At 76.9% G+C, this 22,706-nt stretch carries 3 protein-coding genes; all 3 read left to right on the top strand.

All coding sequences use genetic code 11. The annotated features are described in order from the left end of the window. Window positions 1-7,336, top strand: a 7,336-nt coding sequence (locus GTY84_RS08200) for a type I polyketide synthase (protein ID WP_161225481.1), incomplete at its 5' end; no start/stop codon positions are given. Then, complete coding sequence (locus GTY84_RS08195; RefSeq protein WP_161225480.1) at window positions 7,330-10,098, top strand: SDR family NAD(P)-dependent oxidoreductase; 2,769 nt, start codon at window positions 7,330-7,332, stop codon at window positions 10,096-10,098. The genes GTY84_RS08200 and GTY84_RS08195, both read left to right, overlap by 7 nt. Window positions 10,099-10,143: 45 nt before the next feature. After that, window positions 10,144-22,706, top strand: a 12,563-nt coding sequence (locus GTY84_RS08190) for a type I polyketide synthase (RefSeq protein ID WP_161225479.1), incomplete at its 3' end; no start/stop codon positions are given.

Here is a 22,706-nt window from a genome sequence, read left to right as displayed (position 1 = left end):
ACGGCTCTCCGACGCCCGCCGCAACGGCCACCCCGTCCTCGCCGTGGTCCGCGGCTCCGCCGTCAACCAGGACGGCGCCTCCAACGGCCTCACCGCCCCCAACGGCCCCGCCCAGCAGCGCGTCATCCGCCAGGCCCTCGCCGACGCCCGCCTGACCGCCACCGACGTCGACGCCGTCGAGGCACACGGAACGGGCACCACCCTCGGCGACCCCATCGAGGCGCAGGCCCTCTTTGCCACCTACGGGCAGGGCCGCCCCGAGGACCGGCCGCTGTGGCTGGGCTCCCTCAAGTCGAACATCGGCCACACCCAGGCCGCCGCCGGCGTCGGCGGAGTGATCAAAATGGTCGAGGCCCTGCGCCACGGCCTGCTCCCCAGGACCCTCCACGTGGACGCCCCGTCCCCGCACGTCGACTGGTCCTCCGGCGCCGTACGCCTGCTCACCGAACCCGTCCCGTGGACGGAGGGCGAACGCCCCCGCCGGGCCGCCGTCTCCTCGTTCGGGNTCAGCGGCACCAACGCCCACGTCGTCCTGGAGGAACCCCCGCACGCCCGGCCCGCCGCCCCCGAGCCGGACGCGCCGCCGGCCACCGGGCCCGGGTACACACCCGTGCTGCTGTCCGGGAAGACCGGGGCCGCCCTGCGCGCGCAGGCCGCCCGCCTCCTGCGCCACACCGCCGACCACCCGGGACACCCCCTCGCCGACCTCGGCCTCGCCACGGCCACCACCCGGGCCGCACTGGACCACCGCGCCGCGATCGTCGCCGCGGACCCCGCAGGACTGCGCCGGGCCCTGGACCTGCTGTCCCGCGGCGAGACCCCCGACGACACCCCGGACGCCACCACGGCCACGGGCGTGGTCCTGCGCCGAAGCCGCACCGCGTTCCTCTTCTCCGGCCAGGGCAGCCAGCGCCCCGGCATGGGACGCGAACTGTACGCGGCTTTCCCCGTGTTCACCGAGGCCTTCGACGCCGTCTGCGCCGCCCTGGACCCGCACCTCGAACGCCCCCTCAAGGAGACGGTGTTCGCCGCCGACCCCGGCCCGCTGCGCCGTACGGCCGACGCCCAGCCGGCCCTCTTCGCCCTCCAGGTCGCGCTGTTCCGGCTGGTGGAGTCCTGGGGCGTGCGCCCGGATCTGCTGGCCGGGCACTCGGTGGGCGAGTTCGCCGCCGCCCACGTCGCCGGGGTGTTCACCCTCGAGGACGCGGCCCGGCTGGTCGCCGCCCGGGCCCGGCTCATGCAGGCCCTGCCCGCCGGAGGGGTGATGACCGCGGTGGAGGCCTCCGAGCGGGAAGTACGGGAGCTGCTCGACGGGCACGCGGGCCGGGCCGGCGTCGCCGCCGTCAACGGGCCCTCGTCCGTGGTGGTCTCGGGCACCGCGGAGGCCGTCGCCGCCGTCGTCGCACCGCTCGTTGCCCGGGGCCGCAAGAGCCGGGAACTGCCGGTCTCCCACGCCTTCCACTCCCCGCTGATGGAACCGGCGCTGGAAGACTTCCGCCGGGCCTTCGACGGCGTGCCCTTCGCCGCCCCGGCCCTGCCCGTCGTCTCCACCCTGACGGGCCGCCCCGTGCCGGCCGAGGAGTGGTGCTCCGCCGGGTACTGGGTGCGGCACGCCCGCGAGGCCGTGCGGTTCGCCGACGCGGTCGCCTCCCTGGCCGCCGAAGGCGCGGGCACCTTCCTGGAGATCGGCCCCGGCGGAACCCTGACCGCCCTGGCCGCGGACCTCCTCGACCAGGACGCCGTCGTGGTCCCCGCCCTGCGCGCCGACCGGCCCGAGGCCCTGGCCGTCACCACCGCCCTCGCCCGCCTCCACGTCCACGGCACCCCCGTCGACTGGCCGGCCGTCTTCGCCGGCCGCGGCGCCCGCCCCGTGGACCTGCCCACCTACGCCTTCCAGCGCGAGGAGTACCGGCTCGAGACCCGGCCCGCCACCGGCGACCTCTCCGGCGCCGGCCTGCGCCCCGCCGAACACCCCCTCCTCGGAGCCGTCCTCACCCTGACCGACGGCGAGGGTGTCCTGCTGACCGGCCGCGTCTCGCTCGCCACCCACCCCTGGCTCGCCGACCACCGCGTCCTGGGCACCCCCCTCCTGCCGGGCACCGCCCTGGTCGAACTGGCCGTCCGCGCCGGGGACCAGGTCGGCTGCGGCCGGATCGAGCACCTCACCCTGGAGGCACCGCTCCCGCTGCCCCCGCAGGGCGGAACGAGGCTCCAGGCCGTCGTGGACGCCGCCGACACCCACGGCCGACGCGCCGTACGGCTCTACTCCCAGCCCGACGAGACCCTCGCCGCCGACACCTGGACCCTGCACGCCTCCGGCCTGCTCGCCGCCGCCCCCGCCACCCTCCCGGACGCCTCCGCGCTCACCCCCTGGCCCCCCGCCGACGCCGAACCCGCCGACCCCGAGGCCCTCTACGACCGCATGACCGGCCTCGGCCTGGAGTACGGGCCGCTGTTCCGGGGCGTCCGCGCCGGCTGGCGGCGCGGCGCGGAACTCTTCGCCGAGATCGCCCTGCCCGACGGCACCGCCACCACCGGCTTCGGACTGCACCCCGCCCTCTTCGACGCCGCCCTCCACACCGCGGCCCTCGGCGAGACCGGCCCGCACGACGGCCCCCGTATCCCCTTCGAATGGAACGGGGTCACCCTGCACGCGGCCGGAGCCGGCACGCTCCGCCTCCGCATGGCGCCCGCCCCGGACGAGGAGGGCGCCCTCACCCTGCTCCTCGCGGACGCAACGGGACGGCCCGTGCTCAGCGTGGACTCCCTCGTGCTGCGCCCCGTGGCGGCCGAGCAACTGGCCGCCGCGGCGGACACCGGCGGCGAAGGGCTGTTCCGGCCGGAGTGGACCCCCGCGGCCCCCGCCGCGGAAGGCTCCGAGCCCGCCCCGGTCACCCTGCTCGACTCGCTCGCCGCCCTGCGCCCCGAGCACGCGCCGGTCCCGGCCACGGTGGCGCTCGGCGTGACGGCGCCCGCCGAGGGTCAGGCTTCCCGGGCCGACCGGCCCGCCCAGGCCGCAGAGGCCGCCCTCGCCCTCGTCCAGGAGTGGCTCGCGGACGCCCGCTTCACCGAATCCCGGCTGCTGGTCCTCACCCGGGGCGCCGTCTCCACCGGTCCGGCGGAGGGCGCCGACCCCACACAGGCCGCCGTATGGGGGCTGGTCCGCTCGGCGCAGTCCGAGAACCCCGGCCGCTTCCTCCTCGTCGACACGGAACCAGGCGGCGCGGAGGCCGACCCCGCCCTGCTCGCCGCCGCAGCCGCCACGGGCGAACCCGAGTTGGCCCTGCGCGCGGGGACCCTCCTCGCGCCCCGCCTGGTACGCGCCGACGCCCCGGCGGAGGAGACCCCCGCCCCGGTGTTCCCCCCGCACGGCACCGTCCTGGTCACCGGCGCCTCCGGCACGCTCGGCCGCCTGGTCGCACACCACCTCGTCACCCGGCACGGCGTGCGCAGGCTCCTCCTGGTCAGCCGCCGCGGCCCCGACGCGCCCGGCGCGCAGCAACTCGCGGCCGAACTCACCGCCCACGGAGCCGTGGTGTCCACCGCGGCCTGCGACGTCGCCGACCAGCCGGCGCTCGCCGCCCTGCTGGCCGGCCTCCCCGCCGCCCACCCCCTGACCGCCGTCGTCCACGCGGCGGGCGTCACCGACGACGGGGTGCTCCCGGCCCTCACCCCGCAGCGGATCCGACGCGTGTTCGCCCCCAAGGTCGAGGGCGCCCTCCACCTCCACGCACTCACCCGCGACCTGGACCTCTCCGCCTTCGTCCTGTTCTCGTCGGCCGCCGGAGTCTTCGGCAACCCCGGCCAGGGCAACTACGCTGCCGCCAACGCCGCCCTGGACGCCCTCGCCCAGTACCGCCGCGCCGCCGGCCTGCCCGCCCACTCCCTGGCCTGGGGCCTGTGGGCCGACGGCAGCACAATCACCGCCGCCCTCGCCGAGGCCGACCAGCGCCGCATCGGCCGCTCCGGACTCCTCCCCCTGGAGACGGACGACGCCCTCGCGCTCCTCGACCGCGCACTGGACTCCGCCCACCCCCTCCTCGTCCCCGTCCGCTGGGACGCGCCCGTCCTGCGCGAGCGGGCCCGCGCGGGCACCCTGCCCGCCCTGCTGCACACCCTGGCCCCCGCCCCCGTCCGCCGGACCCGAGCCGCCGCGGCCACCGCGCCCGACGACGCCCGCAGCGCGCTGGCGCAGCGGCTGGACGCCCTCCCGGAAGCCGGCCGCACCGCCCTGCTGTCCGACCTCGTCCGCACCCACGCCGCCGCCGTACTGGGCCACGGCCGCCCCGAGTCCGTCCAGCCCGGCCAGGCCTTCCGTGAACTCGGCTTCGACTCGCTGACCGCCGTCGAACTCCGCAACCGCCTCGCCTCCGCGACCGGCGTACGCCTCCCCGCCGGCCTGGTCTTCGACCACCCCACCCCGGACGCCCTCGCCCGCCACCTCCTCCACCGGCTGACGGACACCCCCCGGCCCGCGTCCGCCACCACCCGCCCGGCCGCCGCCACCGGTACGGGCGCGGACGAACCCGTCGCCATCGTCGCCATGGGCTGCCGCTACCCCGGCGGGGTCCGGTCCCCCGAAGACCTGTGGCGGCTGCTCACCGCCGGCACCGACGCCATCGGCGGCTTCCCGGAGGACCGCGGCTGGGACCTCGAGCCGCTCTCCGCCGGCGGCGGCGCCACCGGATCCAGCAGCACCCTGCGGGGCGGATTCCTCTACGACGCGGGCGACTTCGACGCCGCCTTCTTCGGCATCTCCCCCCGCGAAGCCCTCGCGATGGACCCCCAGCAGCGGCTCCTGCTGGAAACCTCCTGGGAGGTCTTCGAACGCGCCGGCATCGACCCGGCGACCCTGCGCGGATCCCGCACCGGGGTGTTCACCGGCGTCATGTACCACGACTACGCCTCCTCCCTCCAGACGGTGCCCGAAGGGGTGGAGGGCTTCCTCGGCACCGGCAACTCGGGCAGTGTCATCTCGGGCCGGCTCTCCTACACCTTTGGCCTGGAGGGCCCCGCCGTCACCGTCGACACGGCCTGCTCCTCCTCCCTCGTGGCCCTGCACCTGGCCGTCCAGGCCCTGCGCCAGGGCGAGTGCCGGCTGGCCCTGGCGGGCGGTGTCACCGTGATGGCCGGTCCCGGCGCCTTCGTGGAGTTCAGCCGCCAGCGCGGGCTGGCCGCCGACGGCCGCTGCAAGGCCTTCTCCGCCGACGCCGACGGCACCGGCTGGGCGGAAGGCGTCGGTGTCCTGCTGGTCGAGCGGCTCTCCGACGCCCTGCGGGCCGGTCACCCGGTCCTCGCGGTGGTCCGGGGGAGTGCCGTCAACCAGGACGGCGCCTCGAACGGCCTCACCGCGCCCAACGGCCCCGCGCAGGAACGCGTCATCGCACAGGCCCTGGCGAACGCCCGGCTCGCGGCGGCGGACGTGGACGTGGTCGAGGCGCACGGCACGGGCACCCGGCTNGGCGACCCGATCGAGGCGCAGGCCCTCCTCGCCACCTACGGGCAGGGCCGCCCCGAGGACCGGCCGCTGTGGCTGGGCTCCCTCAAGTCGAACATCGGCCACACCCAGGCCGCCGCCGGTGTCGGCGGGATCATCAAGATGGTCGAGGCGATGCGCCACGGTGTCCTGCCCCGGACCCTGCACGCCGAGCAGCCCTCCCCGCACGTCGACTGGACCTCCGGCTCCGTACGCCTCCTCACCGAGCCCGTGACCTGGACGGACGGCGGGGGTCCGCGGAGGGCGGCCGTCTCCTCGTTCGGCTTCAGCGGCACCAACGCCCACGTCATCCTGGAACAGGCCCCCGAGCGGGCCCCGGAACAGGCCCCCGAGCAGGCAGCCCCGTCCGGCGCCGCCGCCCTCGCGGCGCCGTGGCTGCTCTCCGCCAGGACCCCGGAGGCCCTGCGCGCGCAGGCCCGCGCCCTCCTGCCGTACGCCCGGGACCCCGACCGGGCGCCGGTGGACGTGGCCTGCTCCCTGGCCACCGGTCGCGCCGTCCTGGACCACCGGGCGGCCGTGATCGCAGCTGACCCGGCCGGACGGCTGGAGGCCCTGACCGCCCTGGCGAACGGCGGGCCCTCGCCCGCTCTGGTCCGGGCCGCGGCCGCCCCCGGAAGCGGGAAGCACGCCTTCCTGTTCTCCGGGCAGGGCAGCCAGCGCCTCGGCATGGGCCGCGAACTGCACGCCGCCTTCCCGGTGTTCGCCGCGGCCTTCGACGCGGTGTGCGCGGCCCTGGGGCCGCACCTCGAACTCCCGCTGCGGGAGGTGGTGTTCGGTGGGGACGCGGGGCTGTTGAACCGGACGGCTTACGCCCAGCCGGCGTTGTTCGCCGTGGAGGTGGCGCTGTTCCGGCTGGTGGAGTCCTGGGGGGTGCGTCCGGACTTCCTGGCCGGGCACTCCGTCGGGGAGTTGGCGGCGGCCCACGTCGCCGGTGTCTTCTCCCTGGACGACGCGGCGAAGCTGGTGGCCGCCCGGGGCCGGTTGATGCAGGCGCTGCCGTCCGGCGGGGTGATGGTGGCGGTCGAGGCCTCGGAGGAAGAGGTGCGGGAGCTGCTGCCCGGGTTCGAGGACCGGGCCGGGATCGCCGCCGTCAACGGGCCGGCCTCGGTGGTGCTGTCGGGCGCCGAGGACGCGGTCGCCGAGCTGGCCGGGAGGCTGGCGGCGGAGGGGCGCAGGACCAAGGCGCTGCCCGTCTCCCACGCCTTCCACTCCCCGCTGATGGACCCCGTGCTGGCCGACTTCCGCGCCGTGGCCGAGTCGGTCTCCTTCGGCCTCCCCGCTCTGCCGCTCGTCTCCACCCTCACCGGCGCGACCGTCCCACCCGAGGAGTTCGGCTCGGCCGCGTACTGGGTCCGCCACGTCCGCGAGGCCGTGCGCTTCGCCGACGCCCTCACCACCCTGGCCGCGGAAGGCGTCCGCACCTTCCTGGAAATCGGCCCCGGAGGCGTGCTGACCGCCCTGGCCCAGGAAGCCGGGGACGAGGACGCGGTGGCCGTGGCCCTGCTCCGCTCCGACCGCGCCGAAGCCCAGGCCGTCGCCGCCGCTCTGGCCCGGCTCCATGTCCACGGCACGCCCGTCGACTGGGAGGCGTTCTTCACCGGCAGCGGCGCCCGCCGTACCGACCTGCCGACGTACCCCTTCCAGCGCACCCGCCACTGGCTCCCCCCCCCCCCCCCCCCCCCCCCCCCCCCCCGCCCCCCCCCCCCCCCCGCCCCCCCCGCCACTGGCTCGCGGCCGCCGCCGCCCCCGGGGACGTCCGCGCCGCCGGGCTGGCAGGGGCGGACCACCGGCTGCTGGGCGCGGCCGTTGCGCTCGCCGACGGCGAAGGGTTCGTGCTGACCGGCCGGCTCTCGCTCGCCACCCACCCCTGGCTGGGCGACCACGCCGTCCTGGGCGCCGTCCTCCTCCCCGGAACCGCCTTCGTGGACCTGGCCCTGCACGCCGCCGGCACGGAGGGCGTCGGCTGTGACCGGCTGGACGAGCTGACGCTCGGGGCGCCGCTCGTCGTGCCCGAGGACGGCGCCGTCCAGCTCCAGGTCCGGGTCGCGGGCCCCGACGCCGATGGCCGCCGGGCCCTGGAGATCCACTCGCGGGTGCAGGGCGCGCCCGCCGGCGAGCCGTGGACCAGCCACGCGGTGGGCACCCTGTCCGCCGCCCCGGCCCCCGACGGCGGGGACGTCCCGGCCGAGTGGCCCCCGGCGGGGGCGGTCCCCCTCACCGACGGGTCCCCGGACGCCCTGTACGAGCGGATGGCCGGCCTGGGGCTGGACTACGGTCCGCTGTTCCGGGGCGTGCGCTCCGCCTGGAGCCGGGACGGGGAGGTCTTCGCCGAACTGGCCCTGCCCGAGGGGACCGACGTCCGCGGATTCGGGCTGCACCCGGCCCTGCTCGATGCGGCCCTGCACTCCGTCGCCCTCCACGAGGGTCTGCTCGGCGCGGAGGCCGGCGCCGACACCGGTGAGGCACGGGTCCCCTTCTCGTGGACCGGCGTCCGCATCATCGCCGCCCCGTCCGCGGGCCCCACCGCCCTGCGGGTCCGGCTGGCCCCGGCGGGCACGGACGCCGTGTCCCTGCTGGCCGTCGACCCGGGCGGCCGGACCGTGGCCCGGGTCGACTCCCTGGTCCTGCGGCCGGTCTCGGCCGGACAGCTCGCCGCCGCCCGGGCCGGACGCTTCCGCGACGCCCTCTTCCGCGTCGAGTGGACCGAGGCGCTCCCGGCCGAGGTCCCGCCCCTGGCCCGGGCCGCGTCGCGGATCGTCGTCCTGGACGCCGAGCTCCCGGACCGCCCGGCGCGGATGCCCGCCGCCGTGCGGTACGCGACGGCCCGCGCGCTGGCCCTCGTCCAGCGGGAACTGGCGGCGGACGCGGCGGGGGAGGAGGAGCCGTCGAGGCTGGTCCTCGTCACCCGCAACGCGGTCCGCACCGGCGCCGCGGACGCGGCCCGGGTGGACCCGGCCCACGCCGCCGTGTGGGGTCTCGTCCGGTCAGTCCAGTCCGAACACCCCGACCGCTTCGTCCTCGTGGACCTCGACACGGACCCGGAGCCCGGCCCCGCACCGGACGGGACACCCCCCGCGTGGGCGGCGGCCCTGGCCAACGGGGAGCCGCAGTGCGCCGTCCGGGACGGCCGGGTGCTCGCGCCCCGGCTGGTACGCGCGCCCGCCGCCCCCGTCGCCGGCCCCCTGGGCCTGGACCCGGACGGCACGGTCCTGGTGACCGGTGCGACGGGCGCCCTGGGCCGGCTGGTGTCCCGGCACCTCGTCTCGGTGCACGGCGTACGGCACCTCGTGCTGACCAGCCGCCGCGGGCCCGACGCCGAGGGCGCCGCCGGGCTGACCGCCGAACTGGGCGCGCTCGGCGCCGAGGTGACCCTGGCCGCCTGCGACGCGGCCGACCGGACCGCGCTGGCCGCCGTACTCGACGCCGTCCCGGCCGCCCACCCGCTGACCGCGGTGGTCCACGCGGCCGGGGTCCTGGACGACGCCCTCGTCGGCTCGCTCACCCCCGAACGCCTCGACCGGGTCCTCGCACCCAAGACGGACGCGGCCCTCCACCTGCACGAACTGACCCGGCACCGGGATCTCGCGGCCTTCGTGCTGTTCTCCTCGCTCGCCGGTACCCTCGGCACCGCCGGCCAGGCCAACTACGCCGCGGCCAACGCCTGTCTGGACGCCCTGGCCCAGTCACGGCGGGCGGCGGGACTCCCGGCCGTCTCCCTGGCCTGGGGTCCCTGGGCGGACGCCGAGGGCCCGCACGGCATGCCGGCCGCGGCCGGTACGGGGGTACTCGCCCGGATGGCCCGGGCGGGCGTCTCGCCGCTGGCCCCGGACGAGGGCCTCGCCCTCTTCGACGCGGCCGTCGCCGTGGCGGCGGCCGACACGACGGCCGCCGACGCCGGCACCGACGCCGTACTGCTGCCCGTACGGCTGAACCTGCCCGCCCTGCGCCGCAACGCCGCGACGCGGCCCGTGCCCGCCCTGCTCCGTGGCCTCGTACGCACCCCGGGCCGCCCGGCGGTCGACCCCGCGCACGGACCCGGCGCGCTGGCCGCACAGTTGGCGGGCGCCTCGGACGAGAAGCGCCGGCGGATCCTGCTCGGGCTCGTGCGGACCCAGGTGGCCGCCGTGCTGGGCCACACCTCCGCCGAGGCCGTCGGCGCCTCCCAGGCCTTCCGGGACCTCGGCTTCGACTCGCTGACCGCCGTCGAACTCCGCAACCACCTGGGCACCGCCACCGGGCTCGGCCTCCCGGCGAGCCTGCTGTTCGACCACCCCACCCCCGAGGCCCTCGCCGCGCACCTGTCCGCCGCGCTGCCCGCCGACGGACCGGACGGCGGGGCGGCCCCCTCGCTGCTCGCCGAGATCGACCGTCTGGAGACCGCGTTCGCCCGCGCCCCGCAGGACCGGGCCGTGCGCGCCACCGCCGCCCTGCGGCTGGAGGTGCTCCTCGCCAAATGGCGCGAGGCGTCCGCCGGTCCCGGCTCCGCTCCCGGCGCGACGGCCCCTGGACCCGACACCGGGGACGGCGCCGAGGCCGAGGTGGCACAGGCCTCCGACGAGGAACTGTTCGACCTGCTCGACGGCGAGCTCGACACCCACTGATCGACCAGCACGCCCATCCCTTCGCGTTGAGGACCGGAAACCCAGATGACGACCGATGTGAACAAGCTCCGCGACTACCTCAAGCGTGCCACCGTCGATCTGCGGCACGCGCGCCGGCGCCTGCGCGAGGCCGAGGGCAGGAACCGCGAGCCGATCGCGATCGTGGGCATGAGCTGCCGCTTCCCCGGCGGTGTGGAGTCCCCCGAGGACCTGTGGGACCTGGTCGCCGCCGGCCGTGACGCGATATCCGGCTTCCCCACCGACCGGGGCTGGGACCTCGACGCGCTCTACGACCCGGACCCCGAGAACCCCGGCACCACCTACACCCGGGAAGGCGGATTCCTGCACGGGGCGGCCGCGTTCGACGCCGGGTTCTTCGGCATCGGCCCGCGCGAGGCCCTCGCCATGGATCCCCAGCAGCGGCTCGTGCTCGAAGCCGCCTGGGAGGCGGTGGAACGCGCCGAACTGGACCCGCAGTCCCTGCGCGGCACCCGCACCGGCGTGTTCGCCGGGGTCATGTACCACGACTACGTCTCCCGCCTCCCCGCCATGCCCGAGGGCATCGAGGGGTACGTGAGCACCGGCAACACCGGCAGCGTGGTCTCGGGCCGCATCGCCTACACCCTCGGCCTGGAGGGCCCGGCCGTCACGATCGACACCGCCTGCTCCTCCTCCCTCGTCGCCCTGCACCTCGCCGTCCAGGCCCTGCGGCAGGGCGAATGCGACCTCGCCCTCGCGGGCGGCGTCACCGTGATGGCCGGCCCCACCACCTTCGTGGAGTTCAGCCGCCAGCGCGGGCTCTCGCCCGACGGCCGCTGCCGGGCCTTCTCCGCGGCGGCCGACGGCACCGGCTGGTCCGAGGGGGTCGGCATGCTGCTCGTCGAGCGCCTCTCCGACGCGGTCCGGCTCGGCCACCCCGTGCTGGCCGTGGTCCGCGGCTCGGCCGTCAACCAGGACGGCGCGTCGAACGGCCTGACGGCCCCCAACGGGCCCGCCCAGCAGCGGGTCATCCAGCAGGCCCTGGCCAACGGTCTGCTGTCCCCGTCCGACGTGGACCTCGTCGAGGCGCACGGCACCGGCACCACCCTCGGCGACCCGATCGAGGCGCAGGCCCTGCTCGCCGCCTACGGGCGGGACCGGCCCGGCGACCGGCCCCTGTGGCTGGGCTCCGTGAAGTCCAACCTGGGTCACACCCAGGCCGCGGCCGGTGTGGCGGGCGTCATCAAGGCGGTGCAGGCGCTGCGCCACGGCATCCTGCCGAAGACCCTGCACGTGCAGGAGCCGACCCCGCACGTCGACTGGTCCTCGGGGGCCGTCTCGCTGGTCACGGAGAACACGGCCTGGCCCGAGACGGAACCGGGCCGCCCCCGCCGCGCTGCCGTCTCCGCCTTCGGCGTGAGCGGAACGAACGCCCACGTCGTCCTCGAACAACACCTCCCCGCCGACGAACCCCGCGCGACGCCCGAACATCCGGCCACCCCCGCCGAGGGCGCGACCGGCGCCGACGACACCGCCACGGTGCGCCCCCCGGCGACGGGCGACGGCACCACGACCGAGCCCGCCCCGGCGCCCGTCGAGCGCGCGACCGGCGCCGACAGCGCCGCCACGGCGCAAGCCTCGGCCCTCGCCGACGGCGCCGCCACGGTCGAGCAATGCCCGGCCACCACCGCGCGTCCCACGGCCACGGCCGACGGCGGCGCCACGGAGCACGCCCCCGCCACCACCGGGCACGCCCCGGCCCCCGCCGACGGCGCCGCCACCCTCGCCGACCGGGCCTCCGCCGCCGCCGACCGTGCCGCCACCGCGGGCAGCGCCGCCGTCACGGCCCTCGCCGGCCACGCCGCGACCCTCGGCCACGCCATCGCCGGCCGCGCCGGCACCCTCGGCTCCGCCATCGCCGATCGCGCGGCCACCCTCACCGGCACCGGCAGCGCCACCGGCAGCGACGGCGCGCCCGAAGCCGCGACCGCCGCCGGCACCCCGGAAGGCGAGCGCCCCCTCATCGCCTGGCCGCTGTCCGCGAAGTCCCCGGCCGCCCTCACCGCGCAGGCGGCCCGGCTCCGCAGCCACCTGGCCGCCCTGCCGACCGTCCCCGGCGCCACCGCCCCGACGGCCGTCGACATCGCCCACTCCCTCGCCACCACCCGCACCGCCTTCCCCCACCGGGCCGTCCTCCTCGCGGCCGACCGGGCGGGCCTGGACCGGGCCCTGGACTTCCTCGCCGACGCGGAGACCGACGCCGGCGCCGGATCCGGCGCACCCGCCCCCGAAGGCACCGTCGTGGTGCGCGGCACCGCCGACGACACCCGCAGGCCCGCGTTCGTCTTCCCCGGCCAGGGCTCCCAGTGGGCGGGCATGGCCGTCGAACTCCTCGACACCGCCCCCGTCTTCGCCGCCCGCGTCCGCGCCTGCGAGGAAGCCCTCGCCCCGCACGTCGACTGGTCGCTGACGGAGGTCCTGCGCGGTGCCCCCGGCGCCCCCGGCTTCGACCGGGTCGACGTCGTCCAGCCCGTCCTGTTCGCGGTGATGGTCTCGCTGGCCGAACTGTGGCGCTCCCACGGGGTGCGGCCCTCGGCCGTCGCCGGACACAGCCAGGGCGAGATCGCCGCCGCGGCCGTCGTCGGGGCGCTCAGCCTGGAGGACGCCGCCAAGGTCGTCGCCCTGCGCAGCCGGGCCCTGACCGTCCTGTCCGGCCGCGGCGGCATGCTCTCCGTCTCCCTGCCCCTGGACCGGCTCACCCCCCGGATGGCCGCCTGGGGCGACCGGCTGTCCGTCGCAGCCGTCAACAGCCCGGCCTCCATCGTCATATCGGGCGACGGCGACGCCCTCGCCGAACTCCGCGACGCCCTGCACGCCGACGGGATCCGCGCCCGGCTGATCGCCGTGGACTACGCCTCCCACTCCGCGCACGTCGAAGAGGTCCGCGAACAGGTCCTCGAAGCCCTCGCCGACATCACCCCCCGCGCCTGCGAGGTGCCGTTCTACTCCACTGTCACCGGCGGCGCCCTCGAGACCGACCGGCTCGACGCCGACTACTGGTACCGCAGCCTGCGCCACACCGTCCGCTTCGACGAGGCCACCCGCGCCCTCGTCCGCGACGGACACGGCGCCCTCATCGAGGTCAGCGCCCACCCGGTGCTGACCGTCGGCATCCAGGAGACCCTCGACGACCTGGGCGGCGCAGCCGTCGCCCTCGCCACCCTGCGCCGAGGCGAAGGCGGCACCGCCCGCTTCCTGCGCTCCGCCGCCGAGGCCCACGCCCACGGCGTCGCCCTCGACTGGACGGCCGTCCTCGCCGCCCCGGACGCCCGCCGGATCCCGCTGCCCACGTACGCGTTCCAGCACGAGCGCTACTGGCTGGACGCCCCGCACACCCCGGCCGACGCGGCCGGGCTGGGCCTCTCCCCGTCGGACCACCCCCTGCTGGGCGCCGTCACCACCCTCGCCGACGCCGACGGCCTGCTGCTGACCGGACGGCTGTCCACGCACACCCACCCCTGGCTGGCCGAACACGAGGTGCTGGGCGCGGTCGTCCTCCCCGGTACCGCCTTCGTCGAGTTCGCCGTCCGGGCGGGCGACCACCTCGGCTGCGACCACCTCGCCGAACTCACCCTCCAGGCACCGCTGGTCCTGCCCGAGCAGGGCGGCGTCCTCGTCCAAGTGGCGGTCGGACCGGACGACGGATCCGGCGACCGGCGCTTCGCCGTCCACTCCCGCCCCGACACGGCGACCGCCGAGGAGCCCTGGACCTGCCACGGCACCGGCCTGCTCAGCTCAGCCCCCGCCACCCCGCCCCCCGGCCCGGACACCGACTGGCCGCCCGTCGGCGCGACCCCCGTCGACCTCGACGGCTTCTACGCCGGACTCGCCGCCCGCTCCTTCGGCTACGGCCCCCTCTTCCAGGGCCTGCACGCCGCCTGGCGCCTGGGCGACGAGGTGTTCGCCGAGGTGGCCCTCCCCGAGGACGCCCGCGCCGACGCCGACGCGTACGGACTGCACCCGGCCCTGCTGGACGCCGCGCTGCACGCCGTCGGCTTCGGCCCGCTCGGCGACATGGGCACCGGCCGGATGGCCTTCTCCTGGGAGGACGTGCGCCTGCACGCCACCGGGGCGACCCGGCTGCGGATCCGGCTGGCCCCGGTCGGCACCGACACGGTGACCCTGACCGCCTCGGACGACACAGGCCGGGCCGTGGCCACCATCGGCGCCCTCGCCTTCCGGGAGGTCCGCGAGGAACACCTGCGGGCCGCGCTCGCCGACCACCACGCCCACCTCTACCGGGTGGCCTGGCCGGCACACCCCCTCACCGACACCGCGCCCCCCGCCGGCCCCTGGGCCCTCATCGGCACCACCCCCGGGACCGGGGAGGCGGGCCTCCGCGCGACCGCCGACGCCCTGGAGACCGGCGGCGCGGAGCCCGAGGTCCACCCCGACCTCGCCGCCCTGGCCGGGGCGGTCACGGCCGGCGCTCCCGTGCCCGCGACCGTGGCCGCCGTCCTGCCCGCGACCGCCGGCGGGGCCTGCGCCGACACCGTCCGCGAGACCGCCCGGCACACCCTGGCCCTGCTGCGGGACTGGCTGGCCGACGACCGCTTCGCCGCCTCCCGGCTGGTGTTCCTCACCCGCGACGCCGTCCCCGCACCCGCCGAGGACGCCGACGGCGCACCGGACACCCGCCCCGACCACGCCCCCGTCTGGGGCCTGGTCCGCTCCGCCCAGTCCGAACACGCCGACCGGTTCGTCCTCGCCGACACCGACGGCACCCCGGACTCGCTGCGCCGCCTGCCCGCGGCCCTCGCCACCGGCGAACCCCAACTGGCCCTGCGCGAAGGCCGGATGACCGTCCCTCGGCTGACCCGCGTCCCCGTCGCCACCGAACCCGCGCCGGCCCCCGCACCCACCCTCGACCCGCAGGGCACCGTGCTGATCACCGGAGGTACCGGAGCCCTCGGCCGCCTCGTCGCCGCCCACTTCATCACCACCCACGGCGTCCGCAACATCCTCCTCACCAGCCGCCGCGGCCCCGAGGCCGAAGGGGCGGCGGCACTCCAGGAGGAGCTCACCGCACTCGGCGCGACCGTCACCGTCGCCGCCTGCGACGCCGCCGACCGGGACGCCCTCGCCGCCCTGCTCACGGCCATCCCCGCCGACCGTCCGCTCACCGCCGTCGTCCACACCGCCGCCGTCGTCGCCGGCGGACTCGTCGACACCCTCACCCCGGAGGACCTCGACCTGGTCCTGCGCCCGAAGGTCGACGCCGCACTCCACCTCCACGAACTCACCCGCGGCCTGGACCTCGCCGCCTTCGTCCTCTTCTCCTCCCTCGCCGGCATCTTCGGCGGCGCCGGACAGGGCGCCTACGCGGCGGGCAACGCCTTCCTCGACGCCTTGGCCCACCAGCGCCGCGTCCAGGGCCTGCCCGCCTCCGCCCTCGCCTGGGGCGTCTGGGACGAACGCGGCGATCAGACCCGGCTCGCCGACGAGGACCTGCGGCGCATGGCCCGCGCCGGACTCGTCCCGCTCACCGCCGAGGAGGGCCTCCGCCTCCTCGACACCGCCCGCACCCTGGACGACGCGGCCCTGGCCCCCGTACGCCTCGACCTGCCCGCACTGCGCCGCCGGTCGGCGGGCCCCGTGCCCGCCCTGCTGCGCGCCCTCGTGCGGACCCCCGCCCGCCGCGCCGCCCTGAGTGACGCTCCCGGCCCCGGCGGGCTCACCGCCGAGCTGTCCCGGCTGGCGGCCCTGCCGCCCGCCGAGCGCAAGGACACCGTGCTCACCCTCGTCCGCAACCAGGTGGCCGCCGTCCTCGGCCACACCACCCCCGAGGCCGTCGACCCCGGCCGGGCCTTCCGGGAGCTGGGCTTCGACTCGCTGGCCGCCGTGGAACTCCGCAACCGGCTCTCCGCCGCCACCGGTGTCCGCCTGCCCGCCACCGCGGTCTTCGACCACCCCACCCCCGCCGCCCTCGCCGCCCACCTCCTGGACGAGATCCCCGGCGGCCATCCCGGCACGGCCGTCGTCACCGCCGCGCCCGCCACGACCGGCCGCACCGCCACCACCGGCGCCGAGGAACCCGTCGCCATCGTCGCCATGAGCTGCCGCCTGCCCGGAGAGGTCCGCAGCCCCGAGGACCTGTGGAACCTCCTCGCCGACGGCACTGACGCCATCACCGGCCTGCCCGCCCACCGCGGCTGGGACCTCGACGCCCTCTACCACCCGGACCCCGACCACCCGGGCACCAGCTACGTCAGGGAAGGCGGCTTCCTGCACGACGCCGGCGATTTCGACCCCGAGTTCTTCGGCATCTCGCCCCGCGAGGCCCTCTCCATGGACCCGCAGCAGCGCCTCCTCCTCGAAACCTCCTGGGAGGCCTTCGAGCGCGCCGGTATCGACCCGGCCACCCTGCGCGGCACCCGCACCGGGGTGTTCGCGGGCACCAACGGCCAGGACTACGCCCTCGGCCTCTCACCGGAACAGGCCGAGGGCATGGAGGGGCACCTCCTCACCGCCAACTCCGCCTCCGTGGTCTCCGGCCGGGTGGCCTACACCTTCGGCCTGGAAGGCCCCGCGGTGACCGTGGACACCGCCTGCTCCTCCTCCCTCGTCGCCCTGCACCTGGCCGCCCAGTCGCTGCGCCGGGGCGAATGCGACCTGGCCCTCGCGGGCGGGGTCACCGTCATGTCCACCCCGGGCGCGCTCATCGGCTTCAGCCGCCAGCGCGGACTCGCCCCGGACGCCCGCTGCCGCGCCTTCGCCGCCTCCGCGGACGGCACCGGCCTCGCCGAGGGCGCCGGCGTGCTGCTCGTCGAACGGCTCTCCGACGCCCGCCGCAACGGCCACCGGATCCTGGCCGTCGTCCGCGGTTCCGCGATCAACCAGGACGGCGCCTCCAACGGCCTGACCGCCCCCAACGGGCCCGCGCAGCAGCGTGTGATCCACCAGGCCCTCACGGACGCCGGACTCCGAGCCGCAGACGTCGACGCCGTCGAGGCCCACGGCACCGGCACCACCCTCGGCGACCCCATCGAGGCCCAGGCCCTGCTCAAGGTCTACGGCACCGGCCGCGAAGCCGACCGGCCGCTGTGGCTGGGCACGGTCAAGTCCAACATCGGGCACACCCAGGCGGCGGCCGGTGTGGCGGGTGTGATCAAGGTGGTGCTGGCGATGCGCCACGGGGTACTGCCGAAGACCCTGCACGTGGACGAGCCCTCGCCGCACGTGGACTGGGCGGCCGGGGACGTACGGCTGCTGGCCGAGGCCCGCCCGTGGGAGGAGCACGACGGCCGGCCGCGCCGGGCGGGCATCTCCTCCTTCGGCGTCAGCGGCACCAACGCCCACGTCATCGTCGAACAGGCCCCGGCCGACACCCCCGCCGGCGAGACCGGCGACCGCCGGGAGCCGCAGGACCCCGCGCCGCTGCCCGTCCCCTGGCTGATCTCCGCCAAGGACGAGAACGCCCTGCGGGCCCAGGCGGAACGGCTCCTGACCCACGTCCGGTCCGCCGACCGCCCCGACCCGACGGACCTCGCCCTCTCCCTGGCGACCACCCGGGCCGCCTTCCCGCACCGGGCCGTCATCACCGGCCACGACCGGGACGACCTGCTGCGCGGCCTGGCCGCCCTCGCCCACGGCGGGACTCCGGGCCCGGAGACGGTGACGGGCACGGCACCCGCACATGCCGGTCGGACCGCCTTCCTGTTCTCGGGGCAGGGCAGCCAGCGGCTGGGCATGGGGCGTGAACTGCACGCCGCCTACCCGGCGTTCGCGGACGCGTTCGATGCCGCCTGCGCCGCTCTGGACCCGTACCTCGAACTTCCCCTGAGAAGCGTGGTGTTCGGCGATGGGGCGGAGCCGCTGCACGAGACGCGGTTCACCCAGCCGGCGTTGTTCGCGGTCGAGGTGGCGCTGTTCCGGCTGCTGGAGTCGTGGGGTGTGCGTCCCGACTTCCTCGCCGGGCATTCGGTCGGTGAGTTCGCGGCGGCTCATGCCGCCGGCGTGCTGTCGCTCGGCGACGCGGCGAAGCTGGTGGCCGCGCGCGGCCGATTGATGCAGGCCCTGCCCTCGGGCGGGGTGATGGTGGCGGTCCAGGCCGCCGAGGAGGAAGTGCGGGACCTGCTGGCCGGGTTCGAGGACCGCGCGGGTGTCGCCGCCGTCAACGGACCGCTGTCCGTAGTCCTCTCAGGCACCGAAGGCGCGGTCGCGGAGCTGGTTGGGAAGCTGGCTGCCGCGGGCCGCAAGACCAAGGCCCTGACCGTGTCGCACGCCTTCCACTCCCCGCTCATGGACCCGATGCTGGAGGCGTTCCGCGAGGTCGTGGAATCGGTCGGCTTCGAGGCCGCGCGGGTTCCGGTCGTCTCCACCCTCACGGGAGGCATCGTCACGGCCGGGGAATTCGGCTCGCCGGACCACTGGGTGCGCCATGTCCGCGAGGCGGTCCGTTTCGCCGATGCCGTCACCACCCTCGCCGCCGAAGGGGTGCGCACCTTCCTGGAGGTCGGCCCCGGCGGCGCCCTCACCGCCCTGGCCCGGGAATCGCTCGACGAGTCCGCCGTCACCGTTCCCCTCCTACGGGCCGACCGGGCCGAGGACCTGGCCGTCACGACCGCCCTCGCCGGGCTCCACGTCCACGGCACGCCCGTCGACTGGGAGGCGGTCCTCGCGGGCCGCGGTGCCCGCCGCGTGGACCTGCCCACCTATCCCTTCCAGCGCCGGCCGTTCTGGCTGGTCCCCGCCGGCTTCCAGACGGCCGGCCCGGAGGTGGCGGACCCGGCCGAGGCCGCCTTCTGGGACAGCGTCGAGAGCCAGGACCTGGCCGCCCTCGCCGAACGGCTGGAGGTCGCCGGGGACTCCCCCCTCAGCTCCGTACTGCCCGCCCTGTCCCAGTGGCGCCGGCGGCAGCGCAGCCGTTCCGCCGTCGACTCCTGGCGCTACCGGATCTCCTGGCAGCCGCTGACCGGCGGCCGGGACACCGCCGAGCTGACCGGAACCTGGCTGCTGGCCGTCCCCGAGGGCGGTGGGGACGACGCCGTGGCCACCGCCGTCTCCGACGCCCTGACCCGCCACGGTGCCGAGGTCGCCCTGCTGCCCGTACGTCCCGACGAGACCCGTACCGGACTCGCCGCACGCCTGGGCCGCGAGCCCGGCGCGGCGCAGCCGGCCGGGGTGCTGTCCCTCCTCGCGCTCGACGAAGGGCCCCACCCGGACCACCCCGACCTGCCCGCCGGGCTGGCCCTGACCACCCTGCTCGTCCAGGCCCTGGGTGACACGGGGACCGCCGCGCCCCTCTGGTGCGCCACCCGGGGAGCCGTAGCCACCGGACGCTCGGACGCGCCGACCAGCCCCCGGCAGGCCATGGTCTGGGGCCTGGGCCGCTCCATGGCACTCGACTACCCGGACCGCTGGGGCGGACTCGTTGACCTGCCCGCCACCCTGGACCGGCGGGCCGCCCGCCGCCTCGTCTCGGTGCTCGCCGACGGGACGGGAGACGAGGACCAGATCGCCGTCCGACCCTCCGGCGTCTTCGTCCGCCGGCTGGCCCGCGCCGTCACCACCGACGCCACCACCCCGTCGGCGGACCGGACCTGGCGGCCGCGGGGGACCGTCCTGATCACCGGCGGCACCGGAGCCCTCGGCGCCCAGGTCGCCCGGCACCTCGCCCGCAACGGCGCCGAGCACCTCGTCCTCACCGGCCGCCGGGGCCCGCAGGCCCCCGGGGCAGCCGAACTCGCCGCCGAACTCGAGGAACTGGGGGCCACGGTCACCCTCACGGCCCGCGACCTCGCCGACCGCGCACAGGTGGCCGCCCTCCTCCGGGACCTCCCGGAGGACCGTCACCCGCTCACCGCCGTGATCCACGCCGCGGGCCTGCCGCAGTTCACCCCCACCGACACCCTGACCCCGGCCGACCTCGCCGCCGTCCTCGCCGCGAAGGCGGCCGGTGCCCGCCACCTCGACGAACTCCTCGCCGACCGGGACCTGGACGCCTTCGTCCTGTTCTCCTCCGTCGCCGCCGCCTGGGGCAGCGGCAGCCAGGCCGCCTACTGCGCCGCCAACGCCCACCTCGACGCCCTCGCCGAACAGCGCCGCGCCCGAGGACTCGCCGCCACCTCCGTCGCCTGGGGCCCCTGGGCCGACGCCGGCATGGCGGGCGACGAGGAGGCCGAGGCCCACCTGCGCCGCCGCGGACTGCCCGCCATGGCACCGGACACCGCGATCGCCGCGCTCCAAAGGGCACTGGACCTGGACGAGACCACGGTCGTCGTCGCCGACGTCCGCTGGGACCGGTTCGCCCCCGCCTTCACCCTCGCCCGTCCCAGCGCCCTCCTCGCCGACCTGCCCGAGGCCCGTACGGCCCTCGCCGCCACCGGACCGGGGACGGACGGCGCGGGCACGGCCGACGACGCGGCCCCCTCCCGTGCCGCCGGACTCGCCGCACTCCCCGCCGCCGAACGCCACCGCGTGCTCCTGGACCTCGTCCGGGCCGAGGCGGCCCGGGCCCTGGGCCACTCGGGGCCGTCCTCGGTGGTCGGCGAACGCTCCTTCAAGGACCTGGGCTTCGACTCCCTCACCGGCGTCGAACTGCGCAACCGGCTGAACGGCGCCACCGGGCTTCGCCTGCCCGCCACCCTGGTCTTCGACCACCCCAACGCCGACGCCCTCGCCGCGTTCCTCTCCGCCGAGGTGTCCGGTCACGCCGCGGCCGCCCGGCCGGACGGCGGCCAGGTGACGGCCCGCCCCGACCAGCCGGACGCCCGGCACGAGCCGATCGCGATCGTCGCCATGGGCTGCCGCTTCCCCGGCGGAGCCGACTCGCCGGAAGAGCTCTGGCAGTTGCTCGTGGACGGCGTGGACGCCGTCACCCCCTTCCCTGCCGACCGCGGCTGGGACCTGGGCTCCCTCCACCACCCGGACCCCGAGCACCCCGGCACCACCTACGTCAGCGAGGGCGCCTTCCTGCACGACGCCGGCCGCTTCGACGCACGGTTCTTCGGGATCTCCCCGCGCGAGGCCCTCGCCATGGACCCGCAGCAGCGGCTGCTCCTGGAGACCGCCTGGGAAACGCTGGAACGGGCCCGCCTCGCCCCCTCCTCCCTGCGCGGCAGCCGCACCGGCGTGTTCATCGGCTCCGGCTACCAGGGCTACGGCGCCACGCCCGGCACCCTGCCCGACGGCGTCGAGGGGCACCTCCTCACCGGCACCTCCAGCAGCGTCATGTCCGGCCGCATCGCCTACGCCCTGGGTCTCGAAGGCCCCGCGCTCACCGTGGACACGGCCTGCTCCTCCTCCCTCGTCGCCCTCCACCTGGCCACCCAGGCACTGCGCCAGGGGGAATGCGAACTGGCCCTGGTCGGTGGGGCGGCCGTGATGGCCGGCCCCAACGCCTTCGTCGAGTTCAGCCGCCAGCGCGGACTGGCCGCCGACGGCCGCTGCAAGCCCTTCGCGGCCGCCGCCGACGGCACGGGCTGGGGCGAGGGCGTGGGCATGCTGCTGGTGGAACGGCTCTCCGACGCGGTCCGGCTCGGCCACCCCGTGCTGGCCATGGTCCGCGGCTCGGCCGTCAACCAGGACGGCGCGAGCAGCAGCCTCTCCGCGCCCAACGGCCCCTCGCAACAGCGCGTCATCCGCCAGGCCCTCGCCAACGCCGGGCTGACGGCGGCCGACGTGGACGCGGTCGAGGCCCACGGCACCGGGACGGCCCTCGGTGACCCGATCGAGGCCCAGGCCCTGCTCGCCACCTACGGCCGGGAGCGGGACGCGGACGCGCCGTTGTGGCTGGGCTCCCTGAAGTCCAACATCGGCCACACCCAGGCCGCCTCCGGACTGGCGAGCGTGATCAAGACCGTCCTCTCGCTCCGGCACGGACTGCTGCCCAAGACCCTGCACGTGGACGAGGCCTCCCCGCACGTCGACTGGTCGGCGGGCGCGGTCCGGCTCCTCACCGAGCCGGTGGCCTGGACGGACGCGGACCCCGCCCGGCCGCGCCGGGCGGCCGTCTCCTCCTTCGGAGTGAGCGGCACCAACGCGCACACCATCATCGAGCAGGCCCCGACGGCCCCCGAGGAGGCCCCCGAGGAGGCCCCCGAGGAAGCCGGGTCCCGGCCGGGCTGCCTGCCCTGGATCCTGTCCGGCGGCGACGAGACGGCCCTGCGCGAGCAGGCACGCGCCCTCCTCGCCCACACCCGCTCCCGCCCCGACCTCACCCCGGCCGACCTGGCCCTCTCCCTGGCCGCCACCCGCACCGCTCTGCCCCACCGTGCGGTGGTGCTGGGCACGACCGCCGAGGAACGGGCCGCCGCGCTGACCGCGCTGAGCCGGGGTGAGTCCGCACCGGACCTCGTCAGGGGTCGGGCCGCGGCGACGAGCGGAGCACGCACGGCGTTCCTGTTCTCGGGGCAGGGCAGTCAGCGGCTGGGGATGGGCCGTGAACTGTACGAAGCCTTCCCGGTGTTCGCGGACGCCTTCGACGGATGCTGTGCGCACCTTGACGGGAGGCTGGAACTTCCGTTGCGGGATGTGGTGTTCGGTGGGGACGCGGGGCTGTTGAACCGGACGGCTTACGCCCAGCCGGCGTTGTTCGCCGTGGAGGTGGCGCTGTTCCGGCTGGTGGA

Source organism: Streptomyces sp. SID8352, from assembly GCF_009862265.1.
Classification (GTDB): Bacteria; Actinomycetota; Actinomycetes; order Streptomycetales; family Streptomycetaceae; genus Streptomyces.
Note: the sequence above shows the minus strand (reverse complement) of the source record. Positions and strands in the feature narration are given on the sequence as shown.